At 47.1% G+C, this 20,899-nt stretch carries 18 protein-coding genes; 8 read left to right on the forward strand and 10 right to left on the reverse strand.

All coding sequences use genetic code 11. The annotated features are described in order from the left end of the window. Nucleotides 1-93 precede the first annotated feature (93 nt). The 7 genes from AC0VYG_RS21955 to chvE all read right to left on the reverse strand — a co-directional run bounded on the left by AC0VYG_RS21955 (nucleotide 94) and on the right by chvE (nucleotide 9,084). Nucleotides 94-1,599, reverse strand: coding sequence for an aldehyde dehydrogenase (NADP(+)) (locus AC0VYG_RS21955; RefSeq protein ID WP_475430002.1), 1,506 nt, complete (start codon nucleotides 1,597-1,599; stop codon nucleotides 94-96). Nucleotides 1,600-1,683: 84 nt separating this feature from the next. Then, the gene (araD, locus tag AC0VYG_RS21960) at nucleotides 1,684-3,444 is read right to left on the reverse strand and encodes an L-arabinonate dehydratase (RefSeq protein WP_475430003.1); all 1,761 of its coding nucleotides are present in this window, start codon (nucleotides 3,442-3,444) and stop codon (nucleotides 1,684-1,686) included. Then, the gene (locus AC0VYG_RS21965) at nucleotides 3,441-4,211 is read right to left on the reverse strand and encodes an SDR family NAD(P)-dependent oxidoreductase (protein WP_475430004.1); all 771 of its coding nucleotides are present in this window, start codon (nucleotides 4,209-4,211) and stop codon (nucleotides 3,441-3,443) included. The genes araD and AC0VYG_RS21965 overlap by 4 nt, the downstream gene beginning before the upstream one ends. Further along, nucleotides 4,208-5,188: an AraD1 family protein gene (gene araD1, locus AC0VYG_RS21970; protein WP_475430005.1), complete on the reverse strand. Its 981-nt coding sequence runs from the start codon at nucleotides 5,186-5,188 to the stop codon at nucleotides 4,208-4,210. Before araD1 ends, AC0VYG_RS21965 begins: the two co-directional genes overlap by 4 nt. 15 nt (nucleotides 5,189-5,203) lie before the next feature. Beyond that, nucleotides 5,204-6,409, reverse strand: coding sequence for a multiple monosaccharide ABC transporter permease (gene mmsB, locus AC0VYG_RS21975; RefSeq protein ID WP_475430006.1), 1,206 nt, complete (start codon nucleotides 6,407-6,409; stop codon nucleotides 5,204-5,206). 13 nt (nucleotides 6,410-6,422) lie between these two features. Beyond that, the gene (mmsA, locus tag AC0VYG_RS21980) at nucleotides 6,423-7,946 is read right to left on the reverse strand and encodes a multiple monosaccharide ABC transporter ATP-binding protein (RefSeq protein WP_475430007.1); all 1,524 of its coding nucleotides are present in this window, start codon (nucleotides 7,944-7,946) and stop codon (nucleotides 6,423-6,425) included. A 76-nt stretch (nucleotides 7,947-8,022) separates the two neighbouring features. Further along, nucleotides 8,023-9,084 carry a multiple monosaccharide ABC transporter substrate-binding protein gene (chvE, locus tag AC0VYG_RS21985; protein ID WP_475430008.1) on the reverse strand — a complete coding sequence of 354 codons (1,062 nt, stop codon included), beginning with the start codon at nucleotides 9,082-9,084 and terminating at the stop codon, nucleotides 8,023-8,025. A gap of 343 nt (nucleotides 9,085-9,427) precedes the next feature. On the opposite strand from chvE, the gene AC0VYG_RS21990 reads away from it, so the two are divergent. The 3 genes from AC0VYG_RS21990 (at nucleotide 9,428) to AC0VYG_RS22000 (ending at nucleotide 12,911) form a co-directional block, all read left to right on the forward strand. Continuing rightward, nucleotides 9,428-11,011 carry a cation:proton antiporter domain-containing protein gene (locus AC0VYG_RS21990; RefSeq protein WP_475430009.1) on the forward strand — a complete coding sequence of 528 codons (1,584 nt, stop codon included), beginning with the start codon at nucleotides 9,428-9,430 and terminating at the stop codon, nucleotides 11,009-11,011. Between the two features lie 233 nt (nucleotides 11,012-11,244). Continuing rightward, nucleotides 11,245-12,099: a helix-turn-helix domain-containing protein gene (locus AC0VYG_RS21995; protein WP_475430010.1), complete on the forward strand. Its 855-nt coding sequence runs from the start codon at nucleotides 11,245-11,247 to the stop codon at nucleotides 12,097-12,099. A gap of 77 nt (nucleotides 12,100-12,176) precedes the next feature. Beyond that, nucleotides 12,177-12,911 (forward strand): SDR family oxidoreductase, encoded by a 735-nt coding sequence (locus tag AC0VYG_RS22000; protein ID WP_475430011.1) that lies wholly within the window; start codon nucleotides 12,177-12,179, stop codon nucleotides 12,909-12,911. 102 nt (nucleotides 12,912-13,013) lie between these two features. On the opposite strand, the gene AC0VYG_RS22005 is transcribed toward AC0VYG_RS22000, so the two are convergent. Continuing rightward, the gene (locus AC0VYG_RS22005) at nucleotides 13,014-13,184 is read right to left on the reverse strand and encodes a DUF6435 family protein (RefSeq protein WP_475430012.1); all 171 of its coding nucleotides are present in this window, start codon (nucleotides 13,182-13,184) and stop codon (nucleotides 13,014-13,016) included. 39 nt (nucleotides 13,185-13,223) lie between these two features. Further along, the gene (locus AC0VYG_RS22010; RefSeq protein ID WP_475430013.1) at nucleotides 13,224-13,436 is read right to left on the reverse strand and encodes a DUF1289 domain-containing protein; all 213 of its coding nucleotides are present in this window, start codon (nucleotides 13,434-13,436) and stop codon (nucleotides 13,224-13,226) included. A 156-nt stretch (nucleotides 13,437-13,592) separates the two neighbouring features. Between AC0VYG_RS22010 and AC0VYG_RS22015 the strand changes: the two genes are divergently transcribed. Genes AC0VYG_RS22015 through AC0VYG_RS22035 form a run of 5 tightly spaced genes read left to right on the forward strand, consistent with a single transcriptional unit; the run spans nucleotide 13,593 to nucleotide 19,343 of the window. Then, complete coding sequence (locus tag AC0VYG_RS22015; RefSeq protein WP_475430014.1) at nucleotides 13,593-14,477, forward strand: carbohydrate ABC transporter permease; 885 nt, start codon at nucleotides 13,593-13,595, stop codon at nucleotides 14,475-14,477. 11 nt (nucleotides 14,478-14,488) lie between these two features. Next, complete coding sequence (locus AC0VYG_RS22020; protein ID WP_475449880.1) at nucleotides 14,489-15,382, forward strand: carbohydrate ABC transporter permease; 894 nt, start codon at nucleotides 14,489-14,491, stop codon at nucleotides 15,380-15,382. 5 nt (nucleotides 15,383-15,387) lie between these two features. Next, nucleotides 15,388-16,674, forward strand: coding sequence for an extracellular solute-binding protein (locus AC0VYG_RS22025; RefSeq protein WP_475430016.1), 1,287 nt, complete (start codon nucleotides 15,388-15,390; stop codon nucleotides 16,672-16,674). A gap of 46 nt (nucleotides 16,675-16,720) precedes the next feature. Then, nucleotides 16,721-18,157: a CehA/McbA family metallohydrolase gene (locus tag AC0VYG_RS22030; protein WP_475430017.1), complete on the forward strand. Its 1,437-nt coding sequence runs from the start codon at nucleotides 16,721-16,723 to the stop codon at nucleotides 18,155-18,157. A 55-nt stretch (nucleotides 18,158-18,212) separates the two neighbouring features. After that, nucleotides 18,213-19,343 carry an ABC transporter ATP-binding protein gene (locus AC0VYG_RS22035; protein WP_475430018.1) on the forward strand — a complete coding sequence of 377 codons (1,131 nt, stop codon included), beginning with the start codon at nucleotides 18,213-18,215 and terminating at the stop codon, nucleotides 19,341-19,343. A gap of 81 nt (nucleotides 19,344-19,424) precedes the next feature. Here the strand turns inward: AC0VYG_RS22035 and AC0VYG_RS22040 are convergent, their stop codons facing one another. Continuing rightward, on the reverse strand, nucleotides 19,425-20,846 hold the full coding sequence (locus AC0VYG_RS22040; protein ID WP_475430019.1) for an FAD-dependent oxidoreductase: 1,422 nt from the start codon (nucleotides 20,844-20,846) through the stop codon (nucleotides 19,425-19,427). Between the last annotated feature and the right edge of the window lie 53 nt (nucleotides 20,847-20,899).

Raw genomic sequence — 20,899 nt, forward strand, 5'->3', positions numbered from 1 at the left:
ACACAGTGCTTGACCCATCCCCCAGCCACTGAACACCAGTGACTGGGGGATAATGCCCGCCGTCGACGCGATCTCAACGCAAGTGCTACAAACCTAATCTAGATCTTTCGGCAACAAGGCTTTGGGGATATTTTGATAACACACTGGGCGCAAGAAACGACGAATCGATAACGTCCCCACGGAGGTTGCTCCAAAGTTCGTGGACGCAGGGTAAGGACCCCCATGTACCATGGTGTCATTGACCTCCACTCCTGTAGGGAAGCCATTCGCCAATAACCGCCCAGCTTTGCGCTCCAGAATCGGTAAGAGTTTCTGACATGCAGCATAATCGCCATCATCAAGGTGTATCGTGCATGTCAGTTGACCTTCCAAATGACGGGCCAGCTCGACCATCTGCTCAACACTGTCTGCCAATACAACCAAGCCTAATGGGCCAAACACTTCATGGTGCAATGTCGGATTATCCAACCAAGCCTGAGCAGACACGGTAAACAGGTTCGGTAATGCGCGACGTCCTTGACTATCTTCAGTACGCAACACGGGCTTGATACCACTTTCATCCATCGCCGCCACACCTGAACGGTAGGCATCGGCAATGCCGTCCGTTAGCATGGTTTGCACAGGTATCTCTGATAACGCAGCGCTCGCCGTTTCAATCATGGCGCGAGAGTCAGCGTTATCCACCATCACCGCAATACCAGGATTGGTACAGAACTGCCCTGCGCCCATGGTTAATGAACCCGCCCAGCCTTTACCTAGCTCTTGCGCACGATTTTTCACCGCTTCTGGCATCACAAACATAGGATTCACCGACCCCAGTTCACCAAAAAAGGGAATCGGTTCAGGGCGTGCGGCACATAAATCAAACAAAGCACGACCACCGGCTAAACTGCCAGTAAAGCCTACCGCTTTGACAAACGGATGCTGCACCAGCGCCTGCCCGACTTGGCGATTACCGCCCTGAATCAACGAGAATACACCCGCTGGCATATTGCAACGCTTGATGGCCGCTTCTATCGCCTGCGCCACCAGCTCGCCAGTGCCAGGATGCGCCGAGTGGCCTTTCACAATCACCGGACAACCTGCTGCTAACGCCGCTGCCGTATCGCCACCTGCCGTTGAAAACGCCAACGGAAAGTTGGATGCCCCAAACACGGCAACAGGGCCAATCGGGCGTTGTACCATATACATATCAGGGCGCGGCAGTGGCGCACGATCTGGCAAGGCTTCATCAAAACGACGGTCTAAGTATTCGCCGGACACAATACGCTCTGCGAACAAACGCAGTTGTCCTGTAGTACGACCCCGCTCCCCCTGCAAACGCGCAGCGGGTAAACCTGTTTCTTGTACACCCATGTCGGTAATTTGATCACCTAATACATCGATTTCGTCAGCAATAGCATGCAAAAAAGCCGCTCTGTCTTCACGAGCGCTATAACCATAAACCTCAAATGCCGCTTCGGCGGCTTCCGCCGCTGCGTTGACATCCGCTACCCGACCCACAGCAAATTCATGTGCGGAGCCCGTGGCCGGACTGGAAGAAAATGTTGCGTCGCCTTTTACCCATTTACCGGCGATAAAATGCTGTCCTGTTAACATACTTTCTCCTTCTCTTTTTAAAATGAACCACCCCGCCCAAAGAGGCAAGGTATCTGTGTTTTATTGGAATTACACTCAAAGAGATTAATGACTGTCTTTTGGCACGGCCGCACCACGGCAACCTTTTAAGAAATCAAAATCGGCTCCAGTGTCCGCCCCTTGCACATGGTCGTGAAACAGCTTGATATAACCGCCTTTGGGTTTTTCCAAATGGCTTTCCCAATTGGCTAAGCGCTGGGCCATTTCTTCATCAGAAATATCCACATGCAAACGACGATTCTTAACATCCAGTTCAATCATATCGCCATTTTGAATCACCGCTAATGGCCCGCCAGCGGCGGCTTCTGGTGTGGTATGCAACACTACTGTGCCATAGGCCGTCCCGGACATACGCGCATCGGAAATACGCACCATGTCTTTAATCCCTTTGCGTAACACTTTTGGCGGCAAGCCCATATTGCCCACTTCCGCCATACCTGGGTAACCTTTCGGACCACAGTTTTTCAGCACCATGACGCAGTTTTCATCGATGTCGAGATTCTCATCGTTGATTTTCGCTTTGTAATCGTCAATGTCTTCAAACACCACCGCACGACCACGATGTTGTAACAAATGCTCGGACGCCGCAGACGGTTTTAACACCGCGCCTTTAGGTGCCAAATTCCCTTTCAAAACGACAATACCGCCTTTCTGGGTTAGGGCTTTTTCGACAGGCAAGATGACATCAGGGTTCCAATTTTTGACGTTTTGCACTTCTTCCCATATGGATGAGCCCGATACCGTCAGCGCGTTATTATGCAGTTTGCCTGCTTCGGCGAGATGCTTAATCACCACAGGTAAGCCTCCTGCATAGAAAAACTCTTCCATCAAATATTTGCCCGATGGCATCAGGTTCACAATGGTGGCAATGTCTTGGCCAAACTTATCCCAATCGTCTAAGGTGAGATCCACGCCCACGCGGCCAGCAATCGCTAGTAAATGGATCACGGCATTGGTCGAGCCGCCAATGGCACCATTGACGCGAATAGCATTTTCAAAGGCCTGACGGGTCAAAATGTCCGACGGTTTCAAATCGTCTTTCACCATATCGACGATACGACGTCCGGTCAGGTGCGCCATGACTCGACGGCGACTGTCCACGGCCGGAATTGCCGCATTGCCAGATAACGCCAAGCCCAAGGCTTCTGCCATAGACGCCATGGTGCTGGCGGTGCCCATGGTATTACAGGACCCGACAGAGCGAGACATGGACTGCTCGGCTTCAAGGAAATCCTCTTGCGTCATGTTGCCCGCTTTGATGTCTTCCGACATTTGCCACAAAGCGGTCCCTGACCCTACTGGCTCACCTCGAAAGTAACCGTTTAGCATGGGGCCGCCAGACACCATAATGGCAGGAATATCCACACTGCATGCCCCCATTATCAAAGCAGGGGTGGTTTTATCACAGCCAGCTAACAGCACCACCCCATCCAATGGATTGGCTCGTAGCGCTTCTTCTACATCCATGGCCGCCATATTGCGATACATCATAGCCGTTGGGCGGAGGGAGCTCTCCCCCACGGAAAACACAGGAAACTCCAAAGGCAAACCACCCGCCTCATAAATACCGTGTTTGACCCGCTCAGCAAGATCGCGAAGATGGGAATTACACGGTGTTAATTGCGACCAAGTGTTACAAATACCAATCACAGGACGACCGTCAAATAAATCCGCTGGCAAGCCTTGGTTTTTCATCCAACTACGATGATAAATATGATCCCGTGAGGTACCGCCGAACCATTCTGTTGAACGTAATTTGCGTGGCCATTCTTTTGGTACGAACTTGTTTTCTTTAGAATCTGTCATACCCAACCTCCATCGACAATAAAGTTCTGGGCGGAGCACATGGCTGCGGCATCAGAACCTAAAAATAACGCCATATTGGCAACGTGTTTAGGCAGTACTTTGCCCTTTAAACACTGACTTTGTTTGATCTTCTCTTCAGCAGCGTCATCCACCCACAGGCGCAGCTGCTTTTCTGTCATCACCCAACCAGGCACCAAGGTATTCACGCGAATACCATCGCCGCCTAAATCTCTTGCTAAACAACGGGTTAAACCATGGGCTGCCGCCTTGCTTGCGCCATAGGTTGGATAACCGGCCGATGCCATCATCCAGCCCACTGAACCAAAATTGATAATCGAGCCACCACCTAGTTCACGCATCATGGGGGCCACCGCCTGTGCGGCAAACATGGCATGTTTCATATTGACAGCCACCAGTTCATCAAAACGCGCTTCGGTCAGGGACTCTAAAGAATGGCGCACGTCATTGGCGGCATTATTGAGCAAGACACTGATCGGCCCAAACGCTTCTGCCGCATCACGAATCACCCGTTGATAGTCTGTTACCTTGGTAATATCACAGACCTCAAAACGCACTTCGCCACCTTCTTTTTTAAGGCGTTTCTCTAACGCTTTTCCCGCCGCTTCATCCAAATCGACAAACGCCGTTTTGGCACCTTGTAACGCATAGGCCTCAACAATCGCCGCACCGATGCCCGTTGCGCCACCAGAAACAAATACGGTGCGACCTTTTAAATCTGGGTAAACCGCGTCATTTTGCTTATTCATAATGAGGTAACCTCTGTGTCCAGCTCGTCTGCTTTCGCCAGTGGATTACGCAACGGTAAGCCGAAGCTGGGTGACGAAATTTCAAACACATCCCCTTCTTTTGCTTGAATACCATCGGCAAACGACAAGGTGGCTGTGCCAAACATATGCACATGCAAATCCCCCGGTTGACGGAAAATGTCGTATTTAAAATGATGGTGCTCAAGGTTCTTAAAGGTGTGCGACATATTCTCTTCGCCGGATAAAAAACCTTTTTCCCATAAGGTTTGCTCACCTCGTTCAATACGCGAATGGCCTTCTATATGCTCAGGCAAGTCCCCCACCAGCAATTCAGGACCAAACGCCGCTGGACGCAGTTTCGAATGGGCTAGGTATAAATAGTTCTGGCGCTCGGTGACATGATCTGAGAATTCATTCGCCAAGGTATAGCCAATGCGATGGACCTTGCCGTTTTTACCAATCAGATAAAAACCGGCGATTTCCGGCTCTTCGCCGCCATCCAATGCAAACGCAGGGGATGGCAATGCTTCACCCGGCGCGATGACGCCTGCGCCATTCCCTTTGTAAAACCATTCTGGTTGCACCCCCACTTCGCCGTTGGCGGGTTTGCCACCTTCAACCCCCATTTGAAAGATCTTCATGGAGTCGGTTAGCTCTTCGCTTTTGGCATGCATGGCGTTACGTGTGGCAGCCGACCCTAAGTGAGTCAAGCCTGTTCCCGTCAGATACATGTGAGCAGGGTCCGGGTGACGCACCGGGCAATCCAAGCGATTGGCCTTAGCCAGCTCGGCTAAGCTCACTTCTTCACCTAGACCTAATTGCTCAACCAAGGTCGCCAACGAAATACCTTGTTCTATGGCATCACACGCCAATTGATAAATACTGACGGCATGGTTCACTTGATGGGCCATACCATTTGCACCCTCTGGATAGCGACACACCACCCCGCCTTGTTTGATTTGGGATAAAAACATCATTTAATCACTCCCTTATTAGCGTGCTTTTTGTTTGTTGTAGACATCGAAAATCACCGCTAACAAAAGCACTAAGCCTTTGATAACTTGCTGCCAATCGATCCCGATCCCCATAATCGACATACCATTGTTCATGACGCCCATAATAAAGGCCCCAATCACCGCACCGATGATTTTCCCCACTCCGCCAGACATGGACGCCCCACCGATAAACACGGCCGCGATTACGTCTAGCTCAAAGGCAAAGCCTGCTTTGGGGGTGGCGGTATTCAAGCGCGCGGCGAAAATCAATCCTGCGGCGGCGGCGAGCATCCCCATGTTGGCAAAGGTCAAAAACGTCAATCGTTCGGTATTAATACCAGACAGTTTGGCGGCTTTTTCATTACCACCCAGCGCATAAATACGACGCCCAATAACGGTGCTGTTGGTGATAAAGGTATAAATGGCAATCAAGACACCCATCGTGATCAATACATTGGGTAAACCACGGTAGGTACTCAGTAAATAGCACAGGTAAATAATCGCCCCAGCAATCAGCGCATTTTTGACGATAAAGAAAACAAACGGCTCATCTTGAATGCCATACTTCAAGGCGCGAGAACGGGTACGAGCCGCGAGAAAGACAATAATGCTGGATGTGATCACACCGATAGCAATCGCCGTAACATTAGGCCGTCCAACCCCAAACACGTCCGGGATAAACCCTGTGCTTAGTAATTGAAAACTGCTTGGAAAGGGCCCGACGGATTGGCCTTGCAGTAAGGTTAACGTCAAACCACGAAATACCAACATACCGGCCAGAGTGACAATAAAGGCAGGAATGCGCCAATAGGCAATCCAGTAGCCCTGAATTCCCCCGATGATCAAACCAGCAACGAGGCAAACGGGCACAACAACGATGGTTGGCAGGTGGTAATTCACCGACATCACGGCAGCAAGCGCGCCAATAAAGCCCACCACAGACCCTACTGACAAATCGATATGACCGGCCACAATCACCAGCAACATACCAATGGCCATAATAATGATGTAGCTGTTTTGTAAGAATAAATTCGTCAGGTTCGCCGGACGCATCAGGGTGCCATCGGTGAGAAACTGAAACATGCCCATAATGACAATTAACGCTATCAGCATGCCGTAGTCACGCATGTGCGATTTTAAATAAGTTCCAACAGTCGGTGCCGCTTGCGCCTCTGTGGAGATGGTTTCTTTTGTTGTATCCATTGGTTTACTCCCGTTACGCATTCACAATCATCGACATGATTTTTTCTTGGCTGGCTTGTGCTTTGTCGAGCTCTCCCACAAAGCGACCTTCGTTCATCACATAAATGCGATCACACATCCCTAATAGCTCCGGCATTTCGGAAGAAATCATCACCACTCCTTTGCCATCATCGGCCAATTGATTAATGATGCTGTAAATCTCAAACTTGGCCCCCACATCTATGCCACGCGTGGGCTCATCGAGAATCAATACATCCGGTTGCGAATACAGCCATTTACTGAGCACCACTTTTTGTTGATTCCCACCGGAAAGGTTCATGACTTTTTGAAACACACTGGGGGTGCGTATGCGCATGGCTTTGCGGTATTCTTCCGAGACTCGGCGTTCTATGGTTTCGTCAATCACACCTCGGGAAGAGACACGTTCTAAATTCGCCAAGGTGGTATTGGTTTGAATGGTTTCTTCGAGAATTAAACCCAGCTCTTTACGGTCTTCTGTCACATAAGCCAAACCACACTGAATGGCTTTCGGGACGGTTGAGACATCGACCTCTTGGCCTCGCAGGCTCACCTTACCCTGAATGTTTTTGCCATAACTTTTGCCAAACAAACTCATTGCCAATTCGGTTCGCCCTGAGCCCATTAGCCCTGCAATGCCCACCACTTCACCCGCACGCACATGGAACTCAATGTCATGAATCATTTGTCGATCAAGGGAATCTGGATGCCATACATTCCATTCACGAACCTGCATTAATAATTCGCCTATGTGGCTGTCTCGTGCTGGGTATCGGTTGGCGAGATCTCGGCCCACCATGTCACGAATAATGTCAGCTTCGCTGATGTCGTTAACTTGGCAATCTAAGGTGGATACTGACGCACCGTCGCGAATCACTGTGATGCTGTCTGCCACGCGACTGATTTCATTAAGCTTATGGGTAATCAAAATGGAAGAGATACCTTGGGCTTTAAACTCCAACAGCAAATCCAGTAATTTGGCACTGTCGTTTTCTTGCAAGGCGGATGTGGGCTCATCCAGAATCAACAGCTTCACGTCTTTCGCCAATGCTTTGGCAATTTCCACAAGTTGTTGTTTACCAACCCCCAGACGCCCAACCAAGGTGGCTGAGGATTCTTTTAAGCCGACTTTTTTGAGTAACTCTTGCGTTCTTTTAAAGGTTTCAGGCCAGTTAATAATACCGCCCTCAACATTTTCATTGCCTAAGAATAAGTTCTCTGCAATGGATAGCAGCGGCACTAATGCCAGTTCTTGGTGAATGATAATAATGCCTTGCTTTTCACTGTTTGCGATGCCAGAAAAAGCCATTGTCTCGCCATTAAATAGAATATCCCCTTGATAGCTTCCATAGGGATAAACGCCACTCAGTACCTTCATTAAGGTGGATTTACCCGCGCCATTTTCACCAACCAAGGCGTGAATTTCTCCCTTCTTGACCTTGAGATTGACATTATCGAGCGCTTTCACACCAGGAAACGTCTTGGTAATGCCGCGCATTTCCAAAATAATATTTTCCATAGGAATCCCGTGAGCGGACCCGTTTTACGGTGTCCGCTGCTTTCTTGTTGTTATTGTTAAACGATAAGGTGAGTAATTATTCGATTTGGCTTTTCTTGTAGTAGCCGCTGCCTAGCAAGACTTTTTCCCAGTTGGATTTATTAACGGTAACTGGCTGAAGTAAATAACTGGGGACCACTTTCACACCATTGTTGTAGGTCTTTGTGTCATTAACTTGAGGTTTCGTCCCTTTCACGATCGCTTGCGCCATATTTACTGCCACAGCCGCTAATTTTCGGGTGTCTTTAAAAATAGTAGAGTATTGCTCGCCAGCAATGATGGATTTCACTGATGGGATTTCCGCATCTTGTCCCGTCACAATCGGCATGGGCATATCACCGGAACCGTAACCCACCCCTTTTAAAGAGGATAGGATACCGATGGAAATACCATCATAGGGGGACAAGACGCCGTCAAGACGTTTATTGGTGTAATGAGCAGACAGCAGATCATCCATACGTGCTTGAGCGGTGGCCCCGTCCCAACGTAAGGTACCGACTTTCGCCATGCCCATTTGGCCTGATACAACTTTGACCTTACCGGAATCAATCAGAGGCTGAAGCACCGACATGGCGCCGTTATAAAAGAAATAAGCATTGTTATCGTCTGGCGAGCCACCAAACAGTTCAATGTTGTAAGGCCCTTTGCCACGTTTTTCCATGCCTCTCATCAAGGACTTGGCCTGTAATACGCCCACTTTAAAGTTATCGAACGTCGCGTAGTAATCGACATAAGGAGAGTTTTTGATCAGACGATCATAGGAAATGACTTGGACACCAGACGCATGAGCATCGGCTAAAACATTGGTTAGGGTAGTGCCGTCAATTGGAGCAATGACCAATACATTGACCCCTTTCACTATCATGTTTTCAATTTGAGCAAGTTGGTTAGGGATTTGGTCTTCTGCGTATTGAAGATCCACCTTGTAACCCGCTTTCTCAAACAGCTTCTTCATGGTATAGCCGTCGGTAATCCATCTTGCAGAGGATTTGGTAGGCATCGCAATGCCTACGTATTCTTGCGCAGCAAGAACACTACTGGTGCCGAAAATACTTGCCACCATGATCAATCCTGCGGCCATTTTTTTAAAATAGTTCATTCGCTTCTCCTATCACAACCTAAAAGATGGACTAACCACCTTCACATCAAGGCCATGTTGCGTTTGTTATCATTATTTTGAGCTAAGTTTGGAGCACTTTGGCTATTAAAAGCCTGTCTGGTCATAAGACCAAGCTACACATTAGGATCAGTTCGCATACCAATCAAATAGAATATAGGTCATTTGATATACCATTTTTGGTATGCATCACCGTTTATAATGGAAAATTCAATAGGGTCTACATAAAACAACGCTTTACCTAATGAGCTTAAGAAGGATATTTCGTATCATGTAGGCGCGCTTTTTTGATCTGTTTTATTCTCCCATTTAGTAGAAGGACACTATGGAATTTACTTGGATTTTATTCGCTTTTGTCTGTGGTTTGGCTGTTAAAATGATTCACTTGCCACCCCTTATTGGCTTTTTGCTAGCGGGCTTTTTATTAAACTATCTTGGTATGCAACCGAGCAGTATTTTGGACTCTCTCGCCAGTCTAGGTATTACCTTGATGCTGTTTAGCATTGGTTTAAAACTCCATGTAAAAGATTTATTAAAGCGCGAAGTCTGGGCCTCTACTCTGGCTCATATGGGGATATGGTCGATACTCTTTGCAGGCATCGCCCTGCTACTTGGCATTCTGAGTTTGCCTTACTTTCACATACTCGATTTCAAAACAGCCGCCTTGCTTGGCTTCGCGCTTAGCTTCTCAAGCACCGTGTGTGTGATCAAACTATTAGAAGAAAGCAGCGAACTAAAAACACGTCACGGTCAATTGTCCCTTGGCATTCTGGTTATGCAAGACATCGTCGCGGTGGTCTTCTTAGTCGTAGCAACGGGAAAAATCCCATCGATTTGGGCTTTGGGGCTATTTGGCTTGTTACTGATCCGTCCGCTGATCAACAAAATTGTCGATAAAGCGGGGCACGGTGAAATGCTCCCTTTAACAGGGCTGTTTCTTGCGTTAGGCGGCTACGAACTCTTTTACCTAGTTGGCGTTAAAGGGGATTTAGGGGCGTTAATTATGGGGGTACTGCTCGCATCACACCCTAAAGCCTCAGAAATGAATAAATCGTTGATGAATTTTAAAGACTTGTTTCTTATCGGCTTTTTCCTATCCATCGGCTTTACCGCGCTGCCGAGTTTAAGCATGGTCGCCATGAGTTTGATCATTACCCTGATCATTCTCGCCAAATTCGCCCTCTTTTTTGGCGTGTTTACCAAGCTCAAATTACGCAGCCGAACCGCTTTTTTGTCGTCTGCCGTCCTATCTAACTACAGTGAATTTGGCTTAATTGTCGTGGCGCTCAGTGTGGCAAATGGCTGGCTAGCCAAAGAATGGTTGGTCGTATTGGCACTTGCTGTATCGTTCTCCTTTGTGATCACCAGCGTACTCTATCGTAATGTGCACCGCGTCTATCGTAAGAATAAAGAGACGATTCGCCGCTTTGAAAGTGCAGACTGCTTACCTGAGGATCGTTTCATTCAGCCTCCCAATGCCGAAATTCTAGTGGTCGGCTTAGGCCGAGTCGGACGCGGCGCCTTCGACTCGTTAAAAGGACTGGTGGGTGACACAGTGGCAGGTATGGATGCGGATCGTAACCGAATTAACCAGATGCAAGAAGCACAAGAAAATGTCTTCTATGGTGATGGGGAAGACGCCGATTTGTGGGAGCGTTTAGACACCTCCTGTATTCACCTTGTCCTGCTTGCTCTGCCAGCAGCAGAAGACACCACCAATGTCGCCATACAGCTACGTAAAGCCAACTACACAGGTCAAATCGCCGCCATTGCCCGCTACCAAGACGAAAGAGAGATTCTTATCAACAGCGGCATCAATAACGTCTTCAACTTCTACACCGAAGCGGGTACTGGTTTTGCGGAAGAAAGCTTGGCGCTGATTCGTCCACCAGAAAACGCTACAGCGTAACGAGCAAATAAATGTCCACTTAGTCTGATTGAAATGGACTATTTTAAAACGCAAAAGGCAGTATCTCAAAAGAAGGACTGCCTTTTATCAAAGCCACTCTATGAGTGCTAAATACTGCTTGATGTCCCCGCTGCACGGTTGAACTTGCACGCCGCGACATAATGATGAATGATACCAGCTGAACATAAAGCATTTTATCTTTTCAAACACACTACCTTCAATTTCGAGCGACGATGACGACGCCCTTATATGATCATGTTTCATTTGAAAGTTCAGGCATTAGCCTGTGGTCTCATCTCGACTCGCCATTGACAGAAGAGATGATTCAGAAACTGTTAAAACCTCATACCAGTGCCAACTATTTTCTGATGTTCGTCAATGACAGCCTTGTTCATTACTGCGTGGATTTAAAAAATATCACGGTATCTGCAGGACAAGTGCTATTCATCAAGCCGGGGCAAATTCGCATTCCCCCAAGTAGTAAAAACAAAGCAGAATACTACAAAGTTATTTTCAATGAAGAAATCTATGGCTTATTACCTAGCCCTTGCCGTTTTTGGTTGGATCCGCTGAATGAGCAAAAGGTGGCTATGTCAACGCAGGCATGGCAACGAATGAATGATGCATTAATGCTCTTGCGCACCGCTATCCAAACAGCCGCTCCTTTAACTATCAGAATGGCGTATTTAAATTCGGTGTTACAGGAATTAGAGCATGCTTATTTTTCTAACGTTGAAAAGGAACCCAAGAAACGACAGGTTCAATCATTCCTTCAGTTCCAAACCCTGATTGAAAACGAGTTCATCGCACAACCTGCCATTTCTGAAATAGCAAAGACCCTTGCACTGAGTGATACCAGCCTATATCAGCTAGTAAAAGAGTGGGCTGGAGTATCACCGAAAGAATACCTTAATCGCCGAGTTGTTTTAGAAGCTCAACGCCTACTGATTTACTCCAATCTATCAGTAAAAGAGTTAGCGGTGCGGCTAGGCTTTGCCGATGAAAACTACCTGTCTCGTTTTTTTCGAAAGCAAACAGGGCAATCGATTACAGACTTTTTAATGAAATTTAACGATATGTCTAGCTAGTACAATGATCTGTCTCTGTGTCATGTCCGCCCGCTTTTCTACACTACCTCTATCACAATGTATCAAGAGGTGTCGTAATGAAGAGGGTATTAATCACTGGCGCAAATCAGGGAATAGGGTTGGCAACAGCGAAGCATTTGGCTCATCAAGGATATTATGTTTACTTGGCATGCCGTAACCCAGATGCTGGAGCATTTGCCGTTGAAACGCTAAAAGCAGAAGGGATTGAAAATGCCTCCTGTGTCCTATTAGACGTTACCGATCAGGCATCAATTGATTTAGCGGTAGAAGAGGTGCTAAAGCAGTCAAATAGCCTAGATGCGCTCATCAATAACGCGGGGATTCTGGGTAACGTCAACTCAGATGGAAGCGTCTCCATTGAAGAAATTAAACGCGTTTTTGAAACCAATGTTTTTGGCGTGATAAGCGTCACACGTGCTTTTCTTCCCTTGTTGCTACAGTCTGAGGCGCCACGTATTGTCCATATTAGCAGTGGACTTGGATCACTTACGAATCAAAGCGACCCAGACTGGTTGTTTGCTCAATACAAAAGTGAGACTTACTTTCCCTCTAAAACAGCCCTTAATGCTTATTGTGTGGCACTCGCCGCCAAACTTAAATCAACGAGCTGTAAAGTTAACCTTGTTGATCCAGGCTTTGTCAAAACCGCCTTTAATGGTTTTCAAGGGATACATGACCCAGCTAAGGCCGCGAAATTTATAAGCTATGCCGCAACGCTTCCTGAAGATGGTCCAACGGGTTGCTTCCTTTCAGAGTCAGAAGGATCATCAAATGGCATAATGCCTTGGTAAACCCCACCCGATCAGACGCTATCGGCGCGGCTTAAAAATAAAAAAAATGCCATTAAAAAAACACGGAGTCATGCACATGACACCGTGTTTTTTTCCATCTAGTTACGCTGATGTCGCCTCATCTATCTTGGCTTTTACCGCTTCTGCCTGCTCTGTGAGTTCTGAATAGCGTTTGATATCCCCGCCACGCTGAGCTTGCATGGCTTTTTCCAGCAATACGCCATACTCTTTATCGAGCTTTTTGATAGGGTCGGACTTGAGAAAAGAAAACATACTTGGCCCTTTTGTCATGTGTGTCGAGTTCATACGCACCTAAAGGGTTTTTAGATGTTTTAATTTGTTTGCATCAAATCCTAAAATGGGTTGTTGTTCCTTGCGACTCTCCGCACTCTCAAGAATACGTTGTCTACTCGTATCGTCTACGGTGTGCCAATCTAAAATTTCCTGTAAGGATCGGTGGCAACCAATACAAATGTCCTCGTCGTTTAAGCAACATTGTCGGATACAAGGGGTTTTTACCGTCATAAAAAAATCGTCCCTAATTCTAATACACAACGCTATAAATTATCCCATCAATAGTGGCACATGATTAAAAAATAAACAAAAAAATTCCCTAAAAAAAACATCTAACTGTCATAAATGCTCTTTAGGATAGAGCCAAACAAAGTATAGGCAGGTTGTATGCTGAGCGTTAATAATAAAATGAAACAGTATTGGCAGTTGTTTTTTTTCCTTTCCCCATTGTTGCTGCCTTTGCTGTTATTTTGGGTGTTGCCTTTTATTTGCAGCATCTACATCAGTTTTACGGACTGGGATTACATCTCGCCTACTTACGATTGGGTGGGGATGGATAACTATCGCTATATGCTTGATGATAGCCAATTCCTACAAGCCCTTAACAATACTCTTGTCTTTTCACTAGCCGTGGTGATACCCACCGTTGCCATCGGTTTAGGGTTTGCTCTGCTTTTGCAAAAGCGCTTCGCGGGCAGCAGTTTCTTTCGCGCCATTATTTTTTCACCTTGGATCACCCCCACCGTGGCGGTTTCCATTGTTTGGTCTTGGGTGTTTGATAGCAAACATGGCCTTGCTAATGAACTACTAGGGCTAATAGGTGTTCCTTCTGTCAGTTGGTTTGAACACGGCAATACGGCCATGTTTGTTGTGGTATTAGTAACCATTTGGCAAGCCGTTGGCTGGACCATGCTGTTTTTTATCAGCGCCCTTAACAAGATTCCTTCAAGCATTTATGAAGCCTCGTTAATCGACGGTTGCTCTGCTTGGACACGCTTTCTAAAAATCACGCTCCCTCTTGTGTCGCCAACCACGTTTTTCCTATTAATCGTCAATATTATCAATGCCATACAAGCTTTTGACCAATTTCAAATATTAACTCAAGGCGGGCCTGGTGGTGAAACAAGAACCCTACTTTACTGGTTCTATCAGTTAGCTTTCCAACAATATGACATGGGATCAGCCACGGCCACGGCGGTCATCATCTTCCTTATTACTGCGTTATTGACCTCTCTGAACGTCTGGATTGGTAAACGTTGGGTTTATTATTAAAAGGCATTCCTGTGACAACATCGATTCAAGCAAGTACTCATCCAACTCAATTAAGTCAAAAAACACCTTGGCTGACACTAAAGCACGTCCAACAAGCCGTAAAGTACCTATTCTTGTCGGCCTGCGGTCTTTTTATGGTGTTTCCTTTTCTGTGGATGTTTTTTGGTTCACTCAAGACCAATGATGAGATTTTTTCCAATCCTCTCGAACTGCTCCCCCAGCATTTTCATTGGTACAATTTTGTTGAGACCATGCAAAGCGCCCCCTTTGGCTTGTATATTTTTAACAGTTTCGAGGTCGCGCTTTTCACCACTTTATTGGTACTCGCCAATTCCTCGTTGTTTGCCTACGCCCTAACGCGATTTACCTTCCGTGGTAAAACCGCCATGTTTAGCTTAGTGATGGCCAGCTATATGCTGCCTGCGGCGGTCACCTATGTGCCATCTTATATTGTGCTCGCCAAACTGGACTTATTGAACACCCATGCAGGGTTAATACTCTCAAACGCCGCCAGTGTTTTTGGTGTGTTCTATCTTCGTCAGGTGTTTCTTAAAATTCACCCATCGCTAATCGAAGCGGCTCGAATCGATGGTGCGAGCGAGCTGAAAATCCTCTGGGCCATTGTTCTTCCCCAGTGCAAAGCGGCGCTAACGACCTTAGGTCTGATCACTTTTATCACCAATTACAATAGTTATATGTGGCCCAGTTTGGTCATCAATACTGCGGATAAGAACCTCATCGCGACAGGAATACGCCAATTTTTTATTGCGCAAGGGAACTACGGGTTGAACTGGTCTCATATCATGGCGGCAAGCACCATCGCCGTTGTTCCACTGCTGATTCTGTTCATGATCAGCCAAAAAATCATCCTGTCTGGCATCGCCGATAATGGCATTAAAGAGTGACTTTTATGATTCGAAATACAGTAACTTGGATTGGCTCCGCGTTGATCGCCTCATCGTTATTAGTAAGCCAAATAGCACAAGCCAAAACGACGGTCGAATTTTGGTATTCTGGCGGCACCAAACCACAAATCATGATGAAAAAATTGATCAAGGAGTTTAACCAAAGCCAAGATCAATACACTATTGTTCCGTCTCTACAGGGCAATTACACAGAGACCTATCAAAAACTGCAAGCAGGGCTTGCCTCTGGTACCGCACCAGCCTTGACGCTATTAGGTGGCGACCGTGCCAAAATCATGAACGATCGTCATTTGGTCGAAGATTTGCGCCCATTAATGACGCCGTCTTTTCACTGGGATGATTTTTTGGGCGCCTTTCGTAAGCAGGTAACAGACAAAGACGGTATGATCTTTGGCTTACCCGCTTACGGCACCACACAAATTTTGTACTACAACAAACACATCTTAGCCAAATATGGCTTCACTAAAAAAGACCTATCAACTTGGCAAGGTCTGGCGAAAGTTGCTAAAGCCGTCACACAAAAAAACAGCGATGGCCAAGTGACCTTCTACGGCTGGGAGCCGATGTGGGGCGCGGGTAACCTCATGGATGCGGCTTATTCCAATGGGGGCCGTGTGATTAGTAAAGATGGTAAAAAAATCCTTTTCGACTCTCCGCAATGGATTACCGTATGGGACAGTTTCCGAAAATGGATACATAAAGACCACATCATGCGCATCCATAGCGGCGGTCAAGGTTGGGAATATTGGTATAAAACCATTGATGATGTGATGAAAGACAGAGCATTAGGATACACTGGGTCATCGGGGGACCAAGGGGATTTGAACTTCAACAAACTGGCGGCAACCATTCAACCTGGTTGGGGCAATCACCCTGCGGCACCAGAAGCCAGTGCATTAGTATTACAAATTCCCAAGGGGACCAGTAAAGCTAAAGCCAAAGGGGCTTTCGCCTTTATGACCTTTTATACCGATGCCAAAAACACCGCTGCTTGGTCTATGTACACTGGCTATATTCCCGTTCGCAAAAGCGCAGAAAAAGATGCCGATTACCAAGCGTTTGTGAAAGATCATCCCCAAGCGTTGGTACCGTTAGAGCAAACAAAATTGGCCACTCCTCTCTTTACTGATCCAACCAAGGGTAAAATTATAGATGCACTGAGAATCGCGGCCGATCAAGTGGAGGTACAAAATATTCCTGCGGCAACCGCACTCAAACAAGCGGCCAGAACAGCACAACGGGCTTTAGATCGTGCTAATCGCCAACATTAGTCGGATCAGGCAGGCCTCTGGCCTGCCGATTCTCGGGAGATAAATTATGCTGCAATTCTCTGATGACGTTAGTTTCGGACGTCACACGCAAACCTTCACCGTCGCTGACCCCATCTCGACACTCACCATTGAAGGCTCGACCGTTAAACGCGGCTTTCTTTACCTATTGGTTATTGATCCCAATGGGGCATTACGGGCCAATATTTTATTAGAAAAAAGACGCAAACGATTGGCCATGAGCGAGGCACAAGCGAGTGTCGGGGCGATTAAAGGCGAATTACCAACGGGCACTTGGCGTTTAGAGTTTGTTAACGTAGAAGGCGAGTTCCGACAACTTAAACCCATGCAATACAGTCTAGAGGTCACTTTTGATCGACCAATAGACAATGCCTTTGTTGGTGTCGAATCGCTCAAGGGCGACCAACACATTCACTTCGATATGCAACGTAGCTTGTCGTCCGAACCTCGTTGGTATCGAGGTGACCTACATGCTCACACCAACTTGTCTGATGGACAAAATCCTTTAGAGGACGTTCTGCCCATCGCCAAGTCGCAAAAACTCGATTTTCTCTTTATCACTGAGCACAACATGTGCCATGGTCAATTACCCGAAGACCCAGACTGTCTTATTTTACCAGCGATGGAAGTCACCACAGATTTAGGGCATTGCAATATTCATGGCCCAGCCAGAACCTTGAATATGTTGGGTTCTGACATCACCAGTCAAACCTTATTAGATCAAGTCATTGCCATCAAAGAACAACGAGGCAACTTAAGCATCAACCATCCAATGATGCTGCCCTGGCACTGGCATTACGACCGTCTCCCTTTAAGGGCAATTACCTCCTTGGAAATCTGTTGTGACCCCACTTGGTCCACCTCTCCTCAAGCCACAGAAAAAGCCTTGGCGTTATTAACCCTCTTATGGAATGCAGGGCATCGTGTGACCGCCGTTGGCGGCAGCGACAGCCATCTCACTCCAGAACAACGTAACCCCAAAGCGACTGAGCCTTCTATCTATGGTGATCCATCGACCTATGTTTGGGCAAATACCTTAAATGGCGAAGCTATTTTGTCTGGTATTCAGGCTGGGCACGTGTATTTTGAACGCACCTGTAAGCTGCATGTCGCCATCAACCAAGGTAACGCGCTCCCCGGTGATGATGTGGGTGATGGGACGGTAACTTGGCAAATTTCTGTCGATAATCAAGATCATGAGTTTTATGGCCAATGGATCGCTGATGGCGAACTCATCGCAGAACATGATCTCACCGCTCAGGCGCAAAGCATCCAAGTGTCTATGGAAGATTATGCTTGGGTACGAGTGGATATCCGTCGTCGAAACCTAGAGAAGCATGACGGGCAAGGCGACATTGATGGCGTCATCAATGCCGTTTACAACGGTAACCGTCCCTGTTTCCACCAGCCGACGGCCTCTTACTGGTCCGATCTCAACCTAGCTAACACCATTAGTCTGTTTTAGATGTCTGAGACAAACAACATCCTATTTTGGTCTTAATCGTACACGGGAAATTGACATGGCAGCCGTCACGCTCAATCAAATAGAAAAAACTTACTCAAATGGCTTTCAAGCCGTTCATGGTATCGATCTGCACGTTCAAGATGGCGAGTTTATGGTACTAGTCGGTCCATCGGGTTGCGCTAAATCGACCACTCTTAGAATGATTGCAGGCCTTGAAGACATCAGCTCAGGAAAGCTCAGTATTGGCGACAAGCAAGTTAACCACTTACCTCCGAAAGACCGTGGTATTGCCATGGTGTTTCAGAACTATGCTCTTTACCCACATATGTCTGCTTATGAGAATATGGCCTTTGGCTTAAAGCAGCTAAAATTACCTAAAGAAGAAATACAAGCGCGCATTAATCAAGCGGCACAAAGCTTGGAGATCACCAATTTATTACAGCAAAAGCCGAATGAAATGTCTGGAGGTCAACGCCAACGTGTCGCATTGGGCAGAGCCATCGTTCGCAAGCCGGATGTCTTTTTGTTTGATGAACCTCTGTCTAATTTGGACGCGAAGCTACGTGTATCCACTCGTATTGGTATCGCCAAATTACATCAAGACCTAAAAGCCTCTGGACAACAGGCCACCATGATTTACGTCACCCACGATCAAGTGGAAGCCATGACCTTAGGGGACCGCATTTGTGTACTTAATGCGGGTAAAATCATGCAAGTGGATAAACCCATGCATTTGTATCATTACCCTGCGAATAAGTTTGTGGCGGGGTTCATCGGCTCACCGGCAATGAATTTGGCCAAAGCCATGCTAGAGCGTAAAGACCAACATTGGTTTATTACGATTGGCTCCCTCTCATGGCGCTTACCGGATGTGTTGACGACACGTTTGACCGTAGACAGTTCTCAGCCTGTTTGGCTGGGTATTCGTCCTGAGCACATTCGTCAGGCAAAAACAGAAGCGAGGCATGACAACACCATCGATGTGGTCATTAGTGTGGTAGAAGCCATGGGAAATGAGCAATACCTCTACTTTGAATGGTTAGGACAAGAATGGATCTCTCGAATGGAGTTAGAGGGCCTAGAGCATATTCAAATCAACAGTCCACAAGCACTCACCCTTGACCTAACAAACGTCCATTTGTTTGATCAAGACACAGAGCAAAGTTTACTTCGCCCCACTTTCTAAACATTAAAAAAGCCTCTCCCAATCAGGAGAGGCTTATTCATTACTCTGACCCATCCAGAAGCATGGACAGATCGAAACAGCTTATACGTCTAGGAAATCCATGATGCCTTCAGCGGCTTTACGGCCTTCATCAATGGCGGTAACCACCAAATCTGAACCTCGTACCATATCACCACCAGCAAAGATTTTTTCATTGGTCGTTTGGTACATAAAAGCGCCTTTTTTCGGTGCCACCACACGACCACGAGAATCGGTTTCAATGCCAAAGGTTTCAAACCAAGGCGCAGGGCTGGCTTGGAAACCAAAAGCAATCAATACCGCATCCGCAGGAATAATCTGCTCACTGCCTTCGATCACTTCTGCGACTCGACGACCATTTTCATCTGGCTCGCCCATTTGGGTCTCAACAACTTTTACGCCTTCCACTTTGCCATCACCAATGATTTCAATTGGCTGACGATTGAAGACAAATTGCACACCCTCTTCGCGAGCATTTTTCACTTCGCGACGGGAACCAGGCATGCTTTTTTCGTCACGACGGTAGGCACATGTCACCCCTTTCACCCCTTGACGAATCGCCGTACGGTTACAGTCCATCGCGGTATCGCCCCCGCCCAAGACAACGACTTGCTTACCTTTTAGATTGATATAATCGTCTTCACTTTCTTCAAAATCGAGGCAGTGGTTGACGTTAGAAATCAGGTAATCCAAAGCATCATAAACCCCTGGCAGGTCTTCCCCAGGGAAGCCCCCTTTCATGTATTTATAGGTTCCCATGCCAAGGAAAACCGCATCATATTCTTCTAATACATGATCAAATGGCACATCTTCGCCAACGGACGTATCCAAAACAAACTCAACGCCCATTTCTTCAAAAATTTCGCGACGACGGGTCATGACGCTTTTTTCCAGTTTGAATTCTGGAATACCAAACGTCAGCAAGCCACCAATTTCCGGACGTTTATCAAAAACGACGGGCTTGATGCCATTACGAACCAGTACGTCAGCACAAGCTAATCCGGCAGGGCCCGCACCAACAATGGCAACGGTTTTATTCACTGGCACCACGTGAGACATATCCGGACGCCAGCCTAAAGCAAATGCGGTATCGGTAATGTATTTTTCGACTGAGCCGATGGTTACCGCACCAAAGCCCCCTTCCCCTAGGGTACAGGCCCCTTCGCACAAACGGTCTTGTGGACACACACGGCCACACACTTCAGGCAAAGAGTTGGTTTGGTGGCTAAGCTCCGCCGCTTCAATAATACTGCCCTCACTGACCAGTTTTAGCCAATTTGGAATGTAGTTGTGAACCGGACACTTCCATTCACAATAGGGATTACCACACTCTAGGCAACGGTGAGATTGATCCTTTGCATTGGTCTCTTCAAAGGGTCGATAAATTTCGACGAACTGAGACTTCCGAGTGATTAAAGGCTTCTTTTTCGGATCCTTACGGTCTACTTCGACGAATTGAAATGCGTTGTTCAAGCGCTCAGACATAAGCTGCTATCTCCTGTGGCCGCTTGCTTGCAAGCGGCACTGTTCTTCAAATG

This window comes from Marinomonas sp. 63XJN7_7_ISO-PGPR-S23-202 (genome assembly GCF_056173505.1).

Excerpts from the sequence above, each read along its gene's own strand:
- AC0VYG_RS21955 (WP_475430002.1), bottom strand. The coding sequence starts at position 1,599 with ATGTTAACAGGACAGCATTTTATCGCCGGTAAATGGGTAAAAGGCGAC.
- araD (WP_475430003.1), bottom strand. The coding sequence starts at position 3,444 with ATGACAGATTCTAAAGAAAACAAGTTCGTACCAAAAGAATGGCCACGC.
- AC0VYG_RS21965 (WP_475430004.1), bottom strand. The coding sequence starts at position 4,211 with ATGAATAAGCAAAATGACGCGGTTTACCCAGATTTAAAAGGTCGCACC.
- araD1 (WP_475430005.1), bottom strand. The coding sequence starts at position 5,188 with ATGATGTTTTTATCCCAAATCAAACAAGGCGGGGTGGTGTGTCGCTAT.
- mmsB (WP_475430006.1), bottom strand. The coding sequence starts at position 6,409 with ATGGATACAACAAAAGAAACCATCTCCACAGAGGCGCAAGCGGCACCG.
- mmsA (WP_475430007.1), bottom strand. The coding sequence starts at position 7,946 with ATGGAAAATATTATTTTGGAAATGCGCGGCATTACCAAGACGTTTCCT.
- chvE (WP_475430008.1), bottom strand. The coding sequence starts at position 9,084 with ATGAACTATTTTAAAAAAATGGCCGCAGGATTGATCATGGTGGCAAGT.
- AC0VYG_RS21990 (WP_475430009.1), top strand. The coding sequence starts at position 9,428 with ATGGAATTTACTTGGATTTTATTCGCTTTTGTCTGTGGTTTGGCTGTT.
- AC0VYG_RS21995 (WP_475430010.1), top strand. The coding sequence starts at position 11,245 with ATGACGACGCCCTTATATGATCATGTTTCATTTGAAAGTTCAGGCATT.
- AC0VYG_RS22000 (WP_475430011.1), top strand. The coding sequence starts at position 12,177 with ATGAAGAGGGTATTAATCACTGGCGCAAATCAGGGAATAGGGTTGGCA.
- AC0VYG_RS22005 (WP_475430012.1), bottom strand. The coding sequence starts at position 13,184 with ATGTTTTCTTTTCTCAAGTCCGACCCTATCAAAAAGCTCGATAAAGAG.
- AC0VYG_RS22010 (WP_475430013.1), bottom strand. The coding sequence starts at position 13,436 with ATGACGGTAAAAACCCCTTGTATCCGACAATGTTGCTTAAACGACGAG.
- AC0VYG_RS22015 (WP_475430014.1), top strand. The coding sequence starts at position 13,593 with ATGCTGAGCGTTAATAATAAAATGAAACAGTATTGGCAGTTGTTTTTT.
- AC0VYG_RS22025 (WP_475430016.1), top strand. The coding sequence starts at position 15,388 with ATGATTCGAAATACAGTAACTTGGATTGGCTCCGCGTTGATCGCCTCA.
- AC0VYG_RS22030 (WP_475430017.1), top strand. The coding sequence starts at position 16,721 with ATGCTGCAATTCTCTGATGACGTTAGTTTCGGACGTCACACGCAAACC.
- AC0VYG_RS22035 (WP_475430018.1), top strand. The coding sequence starts at position 18,213 with ATGGCAGCCGTCACGCTCAATCAAATAGAAAAAACTTACTCAAATGGC.
- AC0VYG_RS22040 (WP_475430019.1), bottom strand. The coding sequence starts at position 20,846 with ATGTCTGAGCGCTTGAACAACGCATTTCAATTCGTCGAAGTAGACCGT.